Source organism: Desulfovibrio sp. JY (genome assembly GCA_021730285.1).
In the GTDB taxonomy this organism is placed as follows: domain Bacteria; phylum Desulfobacterota; class Desulfovibrionia; order Desulfovibrionales; family Desulfovibrionaceae; genus Solidesulfovibrio.
On the sequence record CP082962.1, the window covers coordinates 1022821 to 1039582 of the forward strand.

Below are 16762 nucleotides of genomic sequence, written 5' to 3' on the forward strand. Positions count from 1 at the left end.
GGCCCCTCCGGTTGTCCTCCAACCGGCTCATGCCGACCCGATGATACGTTGTCCGCCACGCGCCTCGTACTCTTCGCGTCGACCATCCGATGACGCCGATACCGCCGACGCCACCCTCAAGCAGCTCAAGGAGCTTCAGGCCGCATCCGCTCCCGACGGAAAGAACCAGGCCCGGCAAAGGCTGCTCGAAACCCGGCGGACCCAGCTCAAGCTCGAATACGCCGAGGCGAAAAACAAAACGGGCGATGCGGGGTCAGGCGGCGACGACGTCGCCGGCATCTGCGACGCGGCGGTCCAGGCCCTTTCGGCCCGGATCGGTTGACAAGCGCCCCGGGGGAGCTTACAGCCGAACCAACACGGAAACCCTTTTGAGGAAAAAATGGACGACCCGTACAGTAGTTGTCGCAATAACCATACGGTGTTGCAGATTCTTTTGAGATAACGTCTCCCGCCGACTCGGTCCGCGCCGACGCCTGCCCTCCCGTCCGGGAACAGGTCGCCTCCGCCAGCCCCGCCGGATGGGCGGCGGCAAAGGAGGCGCCCGATGAAAGCATCCTTCATCCGGTCACGTCAAATCGCCTCGCGGCCTCGTTACCGCGCCTGCCATCTCGGGTACGCGCAGCTCTTTCCCTGTTCCCGCAGGCTGTGCGCCGTTTCCGGCGGCGCCGCTTTGGAACCTCCCTCATCAAGCCCCCAGCCCTCCGCGTAGGGCCTTGGGCGAACATCGCCCGCTGACAGATTCCCTCATCCGCGCATCATGTCCGCCGGCCGCGTGCCGCCGGGCATAAAAAGGCATGCGTCGCGCCCGTTGCGCACGCGTGCTGCCCATGAGGAGGCTTGCCATGAGCGAAGTCTACATCAGCTCCATGCTGGGGCGTCCCGTCATCGATCCGACCGGCGCGGCCCTCGGCCGCCTGGACGACTTGCGCCTGGTCCCGGGCGACTCCCTGCCCGTGGTCACCGGGCTTTTCATCCGCGAAGGCCATGAACGCCGCTTCGTGCCCTGGAGCGCGGTCAACCTCTTCACCCCGGTGGTGGTCTCGGCCGACCCGGACGTGGCCGGCCATGCCGACGACCATCTGGCCGATTCCCCGGACATCCGCCTGCGCCGCGACATCCTCGACCGTCAGATCGTGGACGTGGACGGGGCCAAGGTGGTGCGGGTCAACGACCTGAAACTCGTCACCCGCGGCGCGAACCTGCTCTTGGCCGCCGTGGACGTGGGCCTTCGCGGCATGGCCAGAAGGCTCGGCATGCTGCGCTTCTGGAATCGGCTGGCCGGATTTTTCGGCACGAGCCTGCCCGTGCGCGAGATCGACTGGCGCTACGTGGCCCAGCTCGACCCCAATGCCGACCGGCTCACCCTGACCGTGGCCCGCGAGCGCCTAACCGACATGCACCCGGCCGACATCGCCGAGATCCTGGCCCAGCTCCCCCACAAGGAAGCCGGGGCCATGCTCGAATCCCTCGACCCCGAGACCCTGGGCGAGACCATGGGCGAACTCGACACCGAGTTGGGGGTTCGGGTCATAAGCCAGCTCGACAGCGAGCGGGCCTCGGACATCCTGGAGGAGATGGAGCCCCATGAGGCGGCCGACCTGCTCGGCGACCTGCCCGAGGAAAAGGCCAGGGAACTGCTCGAGCTCATGGACGCCGAGGACGCCGAGATGGTCCAGGAGCTCCTGGAGCACGAGGAGGACACGGCCGGCGGCCTCATGAACAACCTCTTCGCCTCCGTGCCCCCGGCCATGACCGCCGAAGAGGCCATCAACTACGTCCGGCTCGTCGGGGCCGAAGTCGACAACGTCTACTACGTCTACGTCATCCGGGGCGACGAGACCCCGCTTGGCGTGGTCACCCTCAAGCGGCTGCTTCTGGCCCCGCCCAAGACCCCCGTGGCCGAGATCATGACCGTGGGGCTCAAGGCCGTCACGGTCGACGCCACGCCCCATGACGTCATGGAGATCATCGCCAAGTACAACCTGCTCGCCGTGCCCGTGCTCGACGACGCCGGGCACATGGCCGGCATCGTGCCGGCCGACGACGTGCTGGAGATGTTTCTGCCCGAATCCGTGACCCGGAAGCGTTTCGCCGCGCTGTAGGCCGCGGCCGCCCAAGAGGATCGCATCATGACCGCTTCCGATATCGTCTCGCCGTTCAAGAAACTCTCTCGCCGCAACATATTGATGTTTCTGGCTATTCTCGGACCTGGCATCATCACGGCCAATGTGGACAACGATGCCGGCGGCATCACCACCTATTCCCTGGCCGGCGCCCAGTACGGCTACTCGCTTTTGTGGATGCTCATCCCCACCACCATCTCGCTGGTGGTGGTGCAGGAGATGTGCGCCCGCATGGGCGCGGTCACGGGCAAGGGACTCTCCGACCTCATCCGGGAGTCGTTTGGCCTGCGCATCACGTTTTACATCATGATCGCGCTGTTTCTGACCAACCTCGGCAACACCATCTCGGAATTCGCCGGCATCGCCGCCGGCATGGAGATTTTCGGCGTCTCCAAGTTCATTTCCGTGCCCATCGCCGCGGTCCTGGTCTGGCTGCTCATCGTCAAGGGCTCGTACCGCATCGTGGAGCGCGTCTTTCTGGTCGCCTGCGTGATCTACCTGGCCTATCCCCTGGCGGCGCTTTCCGCCGACGTGCCCTGGCTCGAGGTGGCCAAGGCGTCGGTGACACCGAGCTTCCGGGCCGACGGCGGCTACGTGGCCATGATGATCGGCCTGGTCGGCACGACCATCGCCCCCTGGATGCAGTTCTACCAGCAGGCGGCCGTGGTGGAAAAAGGGATCACCGCCGAGAAATACGGCTACACGCGCCTGGACGTCATTTTCGGCTGCCTGTTCGCCGTGGCCGTGGCCCTTTTCATCGTGGTGTCCTGCGCCGCCTCGATCTTCGGCCAGGGGCTGCCCATCGAGACCGCCGCCGACGCGGCCAAGGCCCTGGAGCCGCTGGTCGGCAAGTACGCCTCGGGACTCTTCGCGGTGGGGCTCATCAACGCCTCGCTTTTCGCCGCCGGCGTCCTGCCGCTGTCCACGGCCTACTACATCTGCGAGGCCATGGGCTGGGAACTCGGCATCGACAAGGACTTCCGCAAGGCGCCGCAGTTCTTCTGGCTTTTCACCCTCAGCATCGTGATCGGGGCGCTGACCATCCTCATCCCGGGCATGCCGCTTCTGGCCGTGATGTACGTCTCGCAGGTCATAAACGGCGTGGTGCTGCCCTTCGTGCTCATCCTGATGCTGCTTCTGGTCAACGACAAGCGGCTGATGGGAAAATTCGTCAACGGCCCGGTCTTCAACACCGTGGCCTGGGTGACGGTGGCCGGTCTGATCGGGCTTACGGCCCTGATGACCCTGGATACGGTCATCCCCGGGGCCATCGCCTCCATGGTGAAGCTCGTGACGTGGTAGAGAAGAGCTGGGGGGAACCCTTTCTGAAGAAAGGGTTCCCCCCAGGCCCCCCTCCTAAAGACTTTTAACGGGTAGATGGCGTTATCGTCACCGCACCTGTCACCGTTAAAAGTTTTGGGGAGGGGAGAGCGCGAGAGGGGGACCCTTTTTTCAAAAAGGGTCCCCCTCTCGCATCTTCTCCATCCCTCCCCTCAGTCCGTACCGGCCAGGGAGTCGATGGCGGCGAGCAGGGTGTCGAACGAGGACAGGCTGAAGATGATCAGGACCTCGCCCTCGATGAGGTGGTCCTTGATGCTGAACTGGGTACGGGCCACGAGGATCATGCTCGATTTTTCGCCGATGATGCCGGCAATGTCGGCCTCGACGAAATCCGGCGGGGCGAAGCGCAACGGCTCCTTGAGGATATTGGCGATGGAGCCCATGACGCCGTTTAAAACGATATTGCCCACTTCCTGGAGCGTGCCGCACCGCATGGCCTCGTCGCAGCCCATGCCTTCCTTGCCGAGCACCACGGCCACCAGCTTGGAGGCAGATTCCGGCGGGAAGATCAGGGCGCTTACGCCGGCGAACCCACCGGAAAAATGCAGCTGCACCGCGGAAAAAAGGGTGTTTTGCCGGTCGGCGTACATGGCGGCCAACTCGGCGGCGGAAAGCACCCTGAGCACCGGCACCTGCAACTGGATGTGGGTGTTGACCATCTGGTTGAGCATGCCGGCGGCACGCCCAACGCCGATGTTGATGAGTTCCTGCAGGATATCGAGCTGCAAAGGGGAAAGGGGCATGGTCGTCCGGCGCCGTTCCGGCGTCATTTGAGCAAGGAGCCGAGCGCGCGCGTCAGGTCCGAGGCATCCAGGGGTTTGTTGAGAAAGCACTTGGCCCCCAGCTCCAGGCAGCGGCTCCGTGTGGTTTCCTGAATATCCGCCGTGACCACGGCGACGACGATGTCCGGCAGCTCGCGCGCCAGGATCTCCATGACGGCCAGACCGCCGGGGTCGGGCATGTTGAGGTCGAGCAACAGCGCCTGGGGCCGGTGCTCGTGGGCCAGGCGCAGGCATTCCGCGCCGTCCTTGGCCTCGAGCACGTCGAATCCGGCCTCCCGGGCGACCTTGGCCGCCTGAAAACGCTGGAACATGGAGTCATCGGCAATGAGCAATGTCGGCATTTGTGGTTTCCCATGCCAGCCCCTCGGGGCTGCTGATTGACAGGTTCCTTGTACTCTCACCTGCGTCTGGCTGCGTCAAGACCGACTGGCCGCGACCACAGCCTTAAGCGCCCGGCCAAGCCGCGCCAACAGATCGGCAAGCGCCGGCGGCGCCGCCTCCAGGGCGGCCCGTTCCAGGGTGACGGTCAGCCCCAGGCAATCGCCCGCGCCCATGGTGGCGGCGATGGACTTGAGGGTATGGGCGTGCAGCCGCACCCTGTCCCTGTCGCCATCGGCCAAGGCCTTGCCGGCCGCCTCCAGGCGACTTTGAAACTCGCCCAGGGAGGTGTCCAGGATCGGGGTGAACAATTCCCGATCGATGCCCAGGCGCCGCAAGGCCCACTCCACGTCCAGCACGCCCTGCGGCCCGTTGGGGACCTGGCCCGCGGCCATGTCCCTGTCCGGCGGGCCAGCCCGGGACGCCAGACGGTCGATCGTATGGGCCAGCTCATCCAGATTGACGGGCTTGCCCACATAATCGTCCATGCCGGCCGCCACGCAGGCTTGGCGCGCCTCGGGCGTGACATGGGCCGTCACCGCGATGATGGGGATATTTTTCTGGTCGATGGGCTCCGTGGCGGTCCCGCCGGACCGGATGGCCCTGGCGGCGGTCAGGCCGTCCATGGACGGCATCTCGACATCCATGAGCACCAGATCGAAGCGCCCGGCGGATAAAAGCGACAGCGCCGCTTCGCCGGAGGTGGCCACCACGGCCTCGTGCCCAAGCTTCTTGAGATGGATGGACATGAGCTTGATGTTGACCGGGTTGTCCTCGGCCACCAATACCCGCAAGGGCCGGCGGGACGTGGCGATGTCGCTTTCGGCGGGACGCCCGGAGTCGGGCCGGACCTCGCCGGGCAGGAAGGCGGTGGTGAAGGTGAACAGGCTGCCGGAGCCCGGCGTCGAGCGCACGCGGATATCGCCGCCCATGAGGCGGGCCAGCTCCCGGCTGATGGCCAGGCCCAGGCCCGTGCCGCCGAAGCGGCGGGCCGTGGAATTGTCGGCCTGCCGAAAGCTCTCGAAAACGGCCTCGCACATTTCGGTCGGGATACCGATGCCCGTGTCGGCCACCTCCACGCGCAAAAGCGGCACAGCAGCGGCCTGCTCGCCGCCGCCATCGGGCATGGTCAGGGCGGCCCGGACCGTCACGCCCCCGGTCTCGGTGAATTTCACGGCGTTGCCGATGAGGTTGACGAGCACCTGCCGGACCTTGCCCGGATCGCCGCGCACGTTTCGCGGCACGCCGACGTCGACGTCCAGGGTGAGCCACAGACCCTTGTCCCGGGCCGCGCCGCCAAGGGTCCTGACGACCCGGCGCAACAGATCGTGCAAATCGTAGTCCACCACGTCGACGGTCATCTGGCGGGCCTCGATCTTGGAAAAGTCCAGGATATCGTTGAGGATGTCGAGCAGATGACAGGCCGCGTCGCGCACCGTGTCGATGTAGTCGCGCTGCTCGCCCGAAAGCTGCGTGCGCAGCGTCACTTCCGTCAGTCCCATGATCGCGTTCATGGGCGTGCGGATTTCATGGCTCATGTTGGCCAGAAACCGACTCTTGGCCTCGTTGGCCCGGTCGGCCTCCTCCTTGGCGGCGCACAACGCGTCGAGGGTGCGGCGACGCTCCACGCCAAGGGCCAGCTGCTCGGCCACGGACAACAGCAGCTCGGCCTCCTTGCGGCCATAGCGCGTCGCATCGGAATAATGCATGACGGCCATGACCCCGAGCACTTCCTGGCGCACCCGGATGGGCACCCCGAGCCAGACCGCGGGGGTGCGCGGGGAACAGACGATGCCGGAAAGGCGCATGCCCCGGCGGGTGACGCGCAGGGGATGGGCCGTGCGCATCACCTCGATACGCGCGTCCACGCCCTTGAACTCGTTGAAATTGTCGCGGGTCAGCGGGGTGACCAGGCTTTTGAGCCCTTCCAGCGGCGGCGGCGGCGGATCGACGGCGCTGACGTGGTACACGTATTCCAGGCGGTCATGCTTCTGGTCGACCAGGCTGATGAAAAATTCCCTGGCGTCGATGACCTCGCCGAGGATGCCGTGGATGGTGCGAAAAAGGACCTGCATGTCCTCTTCCGAAGCCACGGCGTTGGAAACGCGATAGAGGATGGAGGTGGTCTTCTCGCTTTCGCGCAATTCCTCCACCGCCAGCCGGGTCTCGGTCATGTCCCTGATGCTGACCACCACGCAGGGCTTGCCCGCTTCCTCCAGCCAGGGGGCGAAATGCAGGCTGAGGAAGCGCCGGCCCAGGGCCGGCAGTTCGGTCCAGACCTCGTACATGACCGGCGTGCCGGCCAGGCACCTGGCCAGTTGCGGCGCGACCTTCGCCTCGTAGAAGTCGTGCCCCAGGAAATCCCCGATCCGACGGCCGATCATCTCTTCGCGCTTGCGGCCGAACGCCGCGACATAGGCGTCGTTGACGAACAGGTATCGACCGTCCGGGTCGATAAGCGCCACCATGTCCGACGAGGCGGCGATGATGCGGACGTAGCGGCGCAGGTACTGGCCGACATTGTCCAGGTCCGTGACGTCCTGCACGAAGCCTTCGTAATAGAGCACCCCGCCGTCGGCGTCGGTCACGGCCCGCACGTCGCGCCGGGTGGGCACCAGGCTTCCGTCGCGGCGACGCACGGTCGCCTCGAACCCGCTGACATGCCCCTGTTCGGCCAGCAGCCGGGCCATGTCCTCCCGCTGCGCCGGGTCGCCGTATAGCTGCCGGGGGATATCCCTGACCCGGCGGCGCAGGGCATCGGGGCTGTCGTAGCCGTAAAGCGTGGCCAACGCCTGGTTGGCGTCCAGATAGCTGCCTTCCGGCGTGGAGTGGAACATGCCCAGGGGGGCGTTTTGGAAGCTGCCCCGGTAGCGGCGCTCCCGCGCCTCCGCCTCGGCCTTCTCCCGGCGCAACCGCTCCACCGTGCGCTCCAGGCGGGCGGAGCGTTCCCGCACCCGGCGATCGATCAGGGCCGCTTCGCCGCGCACCAGCCGCCGCAGCCGCAGCGTTTCGGAAGTATCGACCACCACGCCGACGCCGCCCCGCCGGCCGCCCCGCTCCTCGGCGAAAAGCTCGAGGGTCAGCGTGCCCTGGCGCATTTCGCCGTCGCGCCGGCGAAAACGCGGCGCAAGCGTCTGGCGGTCGCCGGGCTTTTCCAGGGCGGCAAAGGCGGCCAGGGCCTCCTCGACGTCCAGGGGGAACAGGGCTTCGAAAAAAGCGGCCGGCGGCTCCTGCCTCCCGTGCCCGGTCTGACCGAGCAGGCGGCGCAGGGACGGCGCGGCCCGGATCAGCCCCGTGTCCGGACGCCAGGTGAAAAGCCCGAGGCGGGACGAGGAACCGGCGCAGGGGCGGACTTCCGCCTCGGCTGGGCCTTCCCCGGGGAAAAGAAACAACGAGGCCGGCTCCACGCCAAGGGCCAGCTGCAGGGACTCGACGGCGGCAAGCGATGGCGCGGCCGCGCCGCGTTCGATCTTGTTGAGATGTTCCAGGGAAACGCCGGACCGTCCGGCCAGCGCGGCCTGGGTCAGGCCGGCCAACCGGCGCAAATGGCGCAGTCTGCGGCCAAAAGCGGTGGCGAATCCGGATCGTTTCATAATAGCGTCAAGGGGCGTTCCCCTCGCGGGAACGCATACAAACACGTAACCATATTACGTGTAAAGACGCTTTTTTCCTTTTCCGCCTTTTCTTTTTTATCGTTCTAACTAATTGATTTATTATGCTATTTGTCTTGACAAACAGCCTATACGGTCACCATTCCATTCTTTTCGGAACAATACGCGGCGGACACCGCCCCGCCCGCATCGCTTGGCCAGGGCTTCGCCCCGCAAGTCCGCCAGAAGGGCTTCAGGCCCTGCGAAGCGCTCGTTGCCGGGTCGGGATGGCGGATGAAAATGCGCGCGACCGCGTCACCGCAGGTGCGGTGATGCCATTCGGCGGGGACGGGGGGAGGCAGGGAGGCCGGGCCTCCCTGTCGGGGTCAGGGGCGGCGCTCCTGTCTGTCGCCAGAGCCGCAGACAAGGCTGCCGACGTCCTTGCGGATGAGCCGGTGGGCGGCGTCCTTGTCCAGGGGGCGGGAGAACATGAATCCCTGGGCCTTGTCGCAATCGGCCAGACGCAGCCGGTCGAGCTGATCGGGGCATTCCACGCCTTCGGCGACCACGGTCAGTCCCAGACTGCGGGCCAGGGAGATGATGGACTTGACGATTTCCTGGCTTTCGCCGTTGCATTCCTGGCCGCTGATAAAGGAGCGGTCGATCTTGAGCTGATCGATGGGCAGCTGGCGCAGGTAGGACAGGGAGGAGTAGCCGGTGCCGAAATCGTCGATGGCGATCTTGACGCCCAGGGCCTTGAGGCGTTCGAGCTCCCGGGCGGTGATCCGGGCGTCGTGCATGAGCACGGATTCGGTAATTTCGAGCTTGAGGCAGGAGGGGGGCAGCCCGGTTTCGGCCAGCACGTCGGCCACGTGTTCGACCAGACCGTCCTTGACGAACTGGCGGCAGGAAACATTGACGCTGACGGTGAGGTGGGCGGCCTTGGGCATTTCCAGTTGCCAGGCGCGCAGTTGCCGGCAGGCCTCGTCGATGACGTAGCGTCCGAGCGGCACGATGAGCCCGGTTTCCTCGGCCAGGGGAATAAATTTTCCCGGCGGCACGAGGCCCCGGCTCGGGTGGTCCCAGCGCACCAGGGCCTCGAAGCCCACGATGTCGCTGCTCCTGACGTCCACGATGGGCTGGTAGTGCAGCAGCAGCTGGCCCTTTTCAAGGGCCTGGCGCAGGTCGACTTCCATCGTTATGGCCTCGAGGATCTCCTGATGCATCTGGCGGTCGAAAATCATGGACAGCCGGCCCTGCTCCTTGGCCCGGTACATGGCGATGTCCGCGTCGCGCAGCACGTCTTCGGCCTCGGCGTAATCCCGGGTGTGCAGCACGATGCCGATGCTCGCCCCGGGCGAAACCGTGGTGCCGCACAGGCAAAAGGGCTGCGCGATGGCCGCGCCGATGCGGTCGACCACGGCCATGACTTCCTTGTGCGACTTGAGCTCCTCCAGGACAATGGCGAACTCGTCGCCGCCGAGCCTGGCCACCGTATCCATGGAGCGCACGCAGCCGGACAGGCGGCGGCCCACCTCCCGCAGGAGCAGGTCGCCGGCCGCGTGGCCCATGGTGTCGTTTATCCCCTTGAACTTGTTGAGGTCGAGCATGAGCACCGCGTACCGGTAGTCGTCGCGGCGCCTCGCGCGCGTCAGCGCCCGCTCCAGCCGGTCGGCGAACAGGCTGCGGTTGGGGAGCCCGGTCAGGGCGTCGTGGAAGGCCTGATGGGTGATCTGGGCCTCGAAGGCCTTGCGCTCGGAGATGTCCTGGTAAATGTAGACGAGGCCCTGGGTCTCGCCGCCGATGCGGATGGGGAAGCCGATCATGGACACGGGGATGAGCCGGCCGTCCTGGTGGCGGCGGGAGGTCTCGCGCACGACCGATTTGCCGGCCAGGATGGCGGCGCGGACGTTTTCGCATTCGGTAAGCAGGGACTCGGGCACGATGAAAGCGCGCATGCCGAAGCCCTTGAGGTCCGCCGCCCGGAAACCGAAGAGGTCCTCGAAGGCCGCGTTGACGTCCACGATGTTGCGATGCATGTCGATAAGCGAAATGGCCTGGGGGGAATTGGCGAAAAGCTGGGAAAAGTAGGCGCGCTGGGCGGCGGCGCTCTCCTCGGCCCGCTTGCGGTCGGTGATGTCGACCACGGTGCCTTCGTAATAGGCCGGTTTGCCGTCGGCCTCGCGCACCACCCGGGCATTTTCGGAAATCCAGATGACGGAGCCGTCCTTTATGCGGATCTGGGATTCGAAATCGCGCACCTGATCATGGGCGGACAGCTCGCGCACGAAGTCGTCGCGCCGGCCCGGATCGACGTAGAGCTGGCTTCTGATGTCGCGGAAATGCCCCGTCATCTCGGCCACGGAGGCGAAGCCGTAAATGCGGGCCAGGGTCCGATTGGCCTCCAGATAGCGGCCTTCGGGCGTGGTCTGGAAGATGCCCTCCACGGCGTTTTCGAAAATGGAGCGGTACTTGCGCTCGGCGGCCCGCAGCTTCTCCTCGGCCCGCCGCCGCGTGGAAATGTCCCGGAACAGCATGCAGGACACGGGCCGGCCGTCCACGACCCCCACGGTGAAATTGGAGACGCTGACGTCCACGACCCCGTTTTCCCCGGCGCTCCAGCGCGTGAAGCGCAGAAATGCCGCGCCGCACAGGTTCCAGGTCTCCCCTTCCGGCCGGTCGGCGCCCGCGTCCACGGGCCGCACCACGTCGCGCAGGTCCGCGCCCACGACCTCGCCCGCCTCCACGCCGAAAAGCGCCTCAAAGGCCGTGTTGACGGCCAGGATCACGCCGTCGGCATCCCGCACCAGCGCGGCATTGGGGGAACATGAAAACAAGCGCCGGAAGGCGTCGATCGGGACATCGGGGCACAGGCCCGGGGAATGCATGGCCATTATTGTCGCCTCGGGAAAAGATGGCCAAAGCTTTGCAGTATGAGACCTTGAATGTCAACCTACTGAAATAATACGATTAAGCATGGGCTATCCACACATAATATTACATTACTGTTAATAATGGCGACATGTTAGATCAGCCAGGCCCCGCCGAAAACACCGCCGGGCGGGGATCCGCGGAAATCGGCGTTGACGGCCCCCAATAAGGGGGTATGGTAGCAATATTGTGGGTTCCTCCCTTTACGGGAAGCGGAAAACCACCACGGCCGCGCCCGGATCAGCGGCGCGCCAGCCGGCCGACCGGCGCGGCGAAACAGGCAGGAGGTTTTTTATCGTGAAGACCAATCTCGCCTTTCGGATGTTTACCCTCGCAGTCTTTTCCGGCTTGCTCCTGGCTTTTGCCGCCCTGGCCCAGGCCCAGGGCATGCAGCCGGCCGCGGCGACGGCCCCCATGGGCATGAGCTCGCAGCAGCAGGCCATCCTGGCCGAGACCTGGACCCTGACCCCGCAGGCCACGGCCCGGGCCGGCATGCCCGACCTGCCGCTGCGCATCTGCGAAGGGCTCTATTGCGGCATCCTGGCCAAAATGCCCCTCGGCACCCAGGTCGACATCCTGCTCAACGACCGCGAGGGCTGGGCCCTGGTCCATGTGCCGAGCCGCAGCATGTATGGCTGGGTCAACACCAACAACATCCTCTTCTAGGATTCCACCTCTGCGTCGCGCCCGGGAAATGCCGGCCTGACCCGCTGGCCATTTCCCGGGCGCCGTCAACGTCGCCCGCCCCATTTGACCGTCTGCGGCTTTTGCCCTATTTTTCACGCTTCTTGCGGCCGCGCCGGCCGCCGCATTCCTTATCAAAGCAACGAGGCACAGCCATGACCGCACGCGACGCGGAAGCCAAGGACGTAGCCGGGGCCGCCCCGGCCCGGGATTTCATCCGCCAGATCATCGACGAGGACATGCGCACCGGCAAATGGGCCGGTCGCGTCCATACCCGCTTCCCGCCGGAGCCCAACGGCTACCTGCACATCGGCCACGCCAAGTCCATCTGCCTCAATTTCGGCCTGGCCAAGGAATTTTCCGGCCAGTGCAACCTGCGTTTCGACGACACCAACCCGGCCAAGGAAGAGGTGGAATACGTCGACGCGATCAAAGAGGACGTGCACTGGCTGGGCTTCGACTGGGAAGACAGGCTCTTTTACGCCTCGAACTATTTCGACCGGCTCTACGCCTTTGCCGAGATGCTGATCGAAAAGGGCCTGGCCTATGTCGACGACCTGTCCCAGGAGGAGATCCGGGCCTACCGGGGCACGCTGACCGAACCGGGCAAGGACAGCCCGTACCGTGATCGCACGCCCGAGGAAAACCTCGGGCTTTTCCGCCGCATGCGCGCCGGCGAGTTTCCGGACGGGGCCAAGGTGCTGCGGGCGAAAATCGACATGCAAAGCCCCAACGTGGTCCTGCGCGACCCGGTGCTCTACCGCATCAAGCACGTCGCCCACCACCGCACCGGCGACGCGTGGTGCATCTACCCGATGTACGACTACACCCACTGCATTTCCGATGCGCTGGAAGGGGTGACCCATTCCCTGTGCTCGCTGGAATTCGAGAACAACCGGCCGCTCTACGACTGGGTGCTCGACAACCTGCCCGTGCCCCAGCATCCCCAGCAGATCGAATTCGCGCGCTTAAACCTTTCCTATACGGTCTTAAGCAAGCGCAAGCTCATCCAGCTGGTCACGGAAAAATGCGTATCCGGCTGGGACGACCCGCGCCTGCCGACCTTAAGCGGCATCCGCCGCCGGGGCTACACCCCGGAGGCCATCCGCGACTTCTGCGAGCGCATCGGCATCTCCAAGGCCGACAACATGGTGGACATGGCCCTTTTGGAGCACTGCCTGCGCGAGGACTTAAACCGCCGGGCCAAGCGGGTCATGGCCGTGCTGCGGCCGCTCAAGGTCGTCATCGAGAACTACCCCGAGGGCCAGACGGAGACGTTCGACTGCCCCTACCACCCCGAGGACCCGTCCCAGGGCTCGCGGCCGGTGCCTTTTTCCCGGGAAATCTACGTCGAGCGCGACGACTTCATGGAGACCCCGGCCAAGAAATGGTTCCGTCTGGCCCCCGGGGCCGAGGTGCGGCTGCGCTACGCCTACTACGTCACCTGCACCGGCGTCATAAAGGACCCGGCCACGGGCGAGCTCGTCGAATTGCGCTGCGCCTACGATCCGGCCACGCGCGGCGGCTGGTCCAACGACGGACGCAAGGTCAAGGGCACGCTGCACTGGGTGTCCGCCGCCCACGCCAAACCGGCCGAGGTGCGCCTCTACGACCGCCTGTTCACCAAGGAAAATCCCTCCGAGGGCAAGGGCGACTTCAAGGACTGGCTCAATCCCGAGTCCCTGGACGTGATCGCGGATGCCCTGATCGAACCGGCGCTGGCCGACGTCCAGGCCGGGGAGAACGTGCAGTTCGAGCGGTTGGGCTATTTTTGCGCCGACAAGGACGGCACGCCGCAAAAGCCGGTCTTCAACCGGTCGGTGGCGCTGCGGGATTCGTGGGCCAAGGCGGCCGGTCGGTAGACGCGGTCAAAGGAATTGTACGCCTTCGGGCGACGGGGCGGCTGGCCGCGCAGGTCCGGGATTTCCCGGTCGCGCGGCCGGCCGCCCTTTTTTTTCACCACAGCGGCCGATCGCGGGCACAGGCCGTCGCGGCGTCAGGGAAGCGGCCACAAATGAAAAAGGACTTTCGGGTCGCCATCCCGGAAGTCCTTTTTCTAAATTCTTGTTCTTGGAGGAAGGATATTTTTTAATAAGCAAGGATGGGGCCAACGCGCCCGTTTCTTCAAAATAAAAAATTTATTCTAGAATAACAAAGTATTACACAGCACAGTACAGGGGGACTTCCAGGCCGGGACAGCCGTTTCGGGTACAGAATCCTTGACCGGGCCAGCCAACCCCGGGACAGCCGGTACAAGGTTTTGTACCCGGCCCTTTCCCGCCGCAACCGGGCCGGCCCCCCTTCCCAACGCGCGGGCAAACAGTGTACCGTACCGGGCGGCGGGGTCCGCGACCAGGACTTGGACAATCCGAGGCAGGGCTCCGAAAAGGAAGGAACCCATGAAAAGACCTTTGGCACTCGCACTGGCCCTGCTCACCCTCACCATCGGGCTCGCCGCCTGCAGCATTTCCCGGCCCCTGACCGACTCCGAATTCCGGGGCTTTTGCTACACCTCCATCGGCCGGCGCGCCTCCTGCGACACCATTTCCATCTGCAACGATTTCGACACGAACGTGCTCTCGGTCAAACACGCCTCCCGGGAGGCCTGCGTCAAGGCCTGCCAGGACGTCTACAACCGCCTGTACGTCCCCAACGAGTTCGACGGCTGCGTGCCCACGGTGATGATGGCCAACAACTGGTGCGCGAAATACTGCAATACGAACTACCCGAAGTGAGCCCGATCCGCGTTTGACAAACACAGACGCCAGGCGCGCGGTTGTTTGCGTTGGTGAAACGGGTTTGGGCGGCTGCGACAGGAGAAATTTCTCCATTATTTTATTATATACCAATATGATGTAGCCATTTTATGGAGTCGCATGAAAAGAGGTGGCATGGCCTTTGCTTTTCCCCGGGATATGCTCAGGGAGGGGCAGCCATGTCACTGCAAAGCGCCAAGGAATTCGTCAACCGGCTCCGCGAGGACCAGAACTTTCGCTGGGCTCTTGGAGAATGCAAAAACAAATGGGAGCGCCGCCGCTTCGTCATCGTCAACGGCTACCGCTTTTCGCCGGCCGAGCTCGTCTGCGCCACCAGCCCCGGCGGGTTCGCCTGCGACGACCGCACGGCCGTGATCGAACGGGTGCGCCGCCAGCACGGCCGCAGCGCCTACGCCTTCATGTAGCCGCGATATCGGGCCGGGCCGGGCTGCTGTCGGCCGCCCTGCTCGGCCTCCCGGCCACGGCCTCGGCCGGGACCGACCTTTCCCATACCACAATCGACATCCTGTTCGGCCTGGCCCTTCTCGCCGCCCTGGTCCTGGCCTTGTGGCGCAACCGCCGTCTGCGGGCCGAAACCGTCCGTCGCCAGAAAGCCGAACGGGCCCTGCGCGCCCATCACGACCTGCTCGAAACGGTCTTCGACGCCACCAGCGACGCCATCCTGGTCCTCGACCAGGATTTCCGGGTGCTCACGGCCAACCGCACCGCAGCGGCGCGGTTCGGCCGGGACGTCGCCTCCATGCGTGGCCGGATCGTCCTGGACCTGACCGAACCCGCCGTCGCCGCCGCCCGCCGGCGGCATTACACGCAGGCCATGACCACGGGCCGCACCGTATGCTTCCGGGATATCCGCAGCGGACGCACCTACGACAACGTCCTGTACCGCCTGCCGGGACTGGCCGACGGCCTGGTCCGGCTGGCCATCTACGCCAGGGACGTGACCGAGGAACTCGAAGCCGAGGAGCTGTTGCGGGAAAGTCGCGAACGGCTGGACAAGATTTTCCACCTCACCCCCGCCGTCATCGCCATCACCACCTGGGAGGACGGACGCTACCTCGACGTCAACAAGACCTTCACCGACATGACCGGCTACACCCGGGAGGACGTCATCGGCCGCAGCAACGACTCCCTGGGCATCTGGCTCGATCCCGACGACCAGCAACGGGTCGTCCAGGCCATCGATGACGAGGGCGTCGTGCGCAACATGGAGTTGCGCGTGCGTCTCAAGGATGGCCGAAACGCCACCGGCCTGCTTTCCTGCATCCCCCTCGACGCCTACGGCGAGCCCTGCCTCCTTGCCGTCATGATGGACATCTCCGAGCGCAAGGCCATGGAGCGCGAATTGCGTCTGGCCAAGGAGGCGGCCGAGGCGGCGAGTCAGGCCAAAACGCGGTTTCTGTCCGTCATGAGCCACGAGGTCCGCACGCCCATGAACACCATCCTCGGCATGGTGGACGTGCTGCGCGACAGCGGGCTTACCGGCCGCCAGCCGGCATTTCTGACCGCCCTCGAACAGGCCGCCGAGTCGCTTTTGGCCCAGCTCGAGGATGTCCTGACCATTTCGCGTCTCGACGCCGGGACCTTGCAATTGCGAACCAGGACATACGACCCCGCCGCCCTGGCCCGGCAGGCCGCCGAAGCCTGCGCCCCCCGGGCCGCGGCCAAGGGCCTGGGCTTTACCGTGTCCGTGGACCCGGACGTGCCGGCCGAAGCGCATGGCGATCCCGAAAAAATCCGGCAGGTGCTCGACCATCTCCTCGACAACGCCGTCAAGTTCACGGCCACGGGCGGAGTCCGCCTGGAACTGGCCCGGTCCTCGGAGGACGCGGACCGGGACGTGTTGCGCTTTGGCATCATCGATACCGGCATGGGCATTCCGCCGGAAAAACGGCAAGCCGTTTTCACCCCCTTCACCCTGCTCGACGCCTCGACCACCCGTGGCCAGGGCGGAGCCGGGCTGGGGCTGGCGCTGTGCGCCCTGCTGGCCAAGGGCATGGACGGCCGCATCGTCCTTCGCGGCGAACCGGAACAAGGCAGCGCGTTTCATTTTTTCCTGCCCCTGGCGGCCGGGGCGCCGCCCCGGGACACCGAGGCCCCCACGGACGACGAAGCCCGGACATGGACAAGGACGCCCCTTACGGACTAGCGTGCGGGAC

At 65.4% G+C, this 16762-nt stretch carries 12 protein-coding genes; 8 read left to right on the forward strand and 4 right to left on the reverse strand.

Annotated features, from left to right (window positions below):
- Nucleotides 1-40 precede the first annotated feature (40 nt).
- The 3 genes from K9F62_04590 (at nucleotide 41) to K9F62_04600 (ending at nucleotide 3425) form a co-directional block, all read left to right on the forward strand.
- Nucleotides 41-322: a hypothetical protein gene (locus K9F62_04590; protein ID UJX41970.1), complete on the forward strand. Its 282-nt coding sequence runs from the start codon at nucleotides 41-43 to the stop codon at nucleotides 320-322.
- 520 nt (nucleotides 323-842) lie between these two features.
- On the forward strand, nucleotides 843-2102 hold the full coding sequence (locus K9F62_04595; GenBank protein ID UJX41971.1) for a CBS domain-containing protein: 1260 nt from the start codon (nucleotides 843-845) through the stop codon (nucleotides 2100-2102).
- 27 nt (nucleotides 2103-2129) lie between these two features.
- A complete protein-coding gene (locus tag K9F62_04600) occupies nucleotides 2130-3425 on the forward strand; it encodes an Nramp family divalent metal transporter (protein UJX41972.1) in 1296 nt (431 codons plus the stop codon).
- Nucleotides 3426-3616: 191 nt separating this feature from the next.
- Here the strand turns inward: K9F62_04600 and K9F62_04605 are convergent, their stop codons facing one another.
- The 4 genes from K9F62_04605 to K9F62_04620 form a co-directional block, all read right to left on the reverse strand.
- Complete coding sequence (locus tag K9F62_04605) at nucleotides 3617-4207, reverse strand: chemotaxis protein CheC (GenBank protein ID UJX41973.1); 591 nt, start codon at nucleotides 4205-4207, stop codon at nucleotides 3617-3619.
- A gap of 23 nt (nucleotides 4208-4230) precedes the next feature.
- Nucleotides 4231-4587 carry a response regulator gene (locus tag K9F62_04610; protein UJX41974.1) on the reverse strand — a complete coding sequence of 119 codons (357 nt, stop codon included), beginning with the start codon at nucleotides 4585-4587 and terminating at the stop codon, nucleotides 4231-4233.
- Nucleotides 4588-4662: 75 nt separating this feature from the next.
- Nucleotides 4663-8217 (reverse strand): PAS domain S-box protein, encoded by a 3555-nt coding sequence (locus tag K9F62_04615; protein ID UJX41975.1) that lies wholly within the window; start codon nucleotides 8215-8217, stop codon nucleotides 4663-4665.
- A 383-nt stretch (nucleotides 8218-8600) separates the two neighbouring features.
- Nucleotides 8601-11108, reverse strand: a complete 2508-nt coding sequence (locus K9F62_04620) for an EAL domain-containing protein (GenBank protein ID UJX41976.1) — start codon at nucleotides 11106-11108, stop codon at nucleotides 8601-8603.
- A 358-nt stretch (nucleotides 11109-11466) separates the two neighbouring features.
- Between K9F62_04620 and K9F62_04625 the strand changes: the two genes are divergently transcribed.
- From K9F62_04625 to K9F62_04645, 5 genes are all read left to right on the forward strand, one after another.
- On the forward strand, nucleotides 11467-11811 hold the full coding sequence (locus K9F62_04625) for an SH3 domain-containing protein (GenBank protein ID UJX43129.1): 345 nt from the start codon (nucleotides 11467-11469) through the stop codon (nucleotides 11809-11811).
- Between the two features lie 173 nt (nucleotides 11812-11984).
- Nucleotides 11985-13691 carry a glutamine--tRNA ligase/YqeY domain fusion protein gene (locus K9F62_04630; GenBank protein UJX41977.1) on the forward strand — a complete coding sequence of 569 codons (1707 nt, stop codon included), beginning with the start codon at nucleotides 11985-11987 and terminating at the stop codon, nucleotides 13689-13691.
- A 537-nt stretch (nucleotides 13692-14228) separates the two neighbouring features.
- On the forward strand, nucleotides 14229-14564 hold the full coding sequence (locus K9F62_04635) for a hypothetical protein (protein ID UJX41978.1): 336 nt from the start codon (nucleotides 14229-14231) through the stop codon (nucleotides 14562-14564).
- A 200-nt stretch (nucleotides 14565-14764) separates the two neighbouring features.
- Nucleotides 14765-15010 (forward strand): Nif11-like leader peptide family natural product precursor, encoded by a 246-nt coding sequence (locus tag K9F62_04640; protein ID UJX41979.1) that lies wholly within the window; start codon nucleotides 14765-14767, stop codon nucleotides 15008-15010.
- A gap of 140 nt (nucleotides 15011-15150) precedes the next feature.
- Nucleotides 15151-16752: a PAS domain S-box protein gene (locus K9F62_04645; protein UJX41980.1), complete on the forward strand. Its 1602-nt coding sequence runs from the start codon at nucleotides 15151-15153 to the stop codon at nucleotides 16750-16752.
- The last annotated feature ends 10 nt before the right edge of the window (nucleotides 16753-16762 follow it).

Coding starts and splice junctions, on each gene's coding strand:
- K9F62_04590 (UJX41970.1), top strand. CDS start 41: ATGATACGTTGTCCGCCACGCGCCTCGTACTCTTCGCGTCGACCATCC.
- K9F62_04595 (UJX41971.1), top strand. CDS start 843: ATGAGCGAAGTCTACATCAGCTCCATGCTGGGGCGTCCCGTCATCGAT.
- K9F62_04600 (UJX41972.1), top strand. CDS start 2,130: ATGACCGCTTCCGATATCGTCTCGCCGTTCAAGAAACTCTCTCGCCGC.
- K9F62_04605 (UJX41973.1), bottom strand. CDS start 4,207: ATGCCCCTTTCCCCTTTGCAGCTCGATATCCTGCAGGAACTCATCAAC.
- K9F62_04610 (UJX41974.1), bottom strand. CDS start 4,587: ATGCCGACATTGCTCATTGCCGATGACTCCATGTTCCAGCGTTTTCAG.
- K9F62_04615 (UJX41975.1), bottom strand. CDS start 8,217: ATGAAACGATCCGGATTCGCCACCGCTTTTGGCCGCAGACTGCGCCAT.
- K9F62_04620 (UJX41976.1), bottom strand. CDS start 11,108: ATGGCCATGCATTCCCCGGGCCTGTGCCCCGATGTCCCGATCGACGCC.
- K9F62_04625 (UJX43129.1), top strand. CDS start 11,467: ATGTTTACCCTCGCAGTCTTTTCCGGCTTGCTCCTGGCTTTTGCCGCC.
- K9F62_04630 (UJX41977.1), top strand. CDS start 11,985: ATGACCGCACGCGACGCGGAAGCCAAGGACGTAGCCGGGGCCGCCCCG.
- K9F62_04635 (UJX41978.1), top strand. CDS start 14,229: ATGAAAAGACCTTTGGCACTCGCACTGGCCCTGCTCACCCTCACCATC.
- K9F62_04640 (UJX41979.1), top strand. CDS start 14,765: ATGTCACTGCAAAGCGCCAAGGAATTCGTCAACCGGCTCCGCGAGGAC.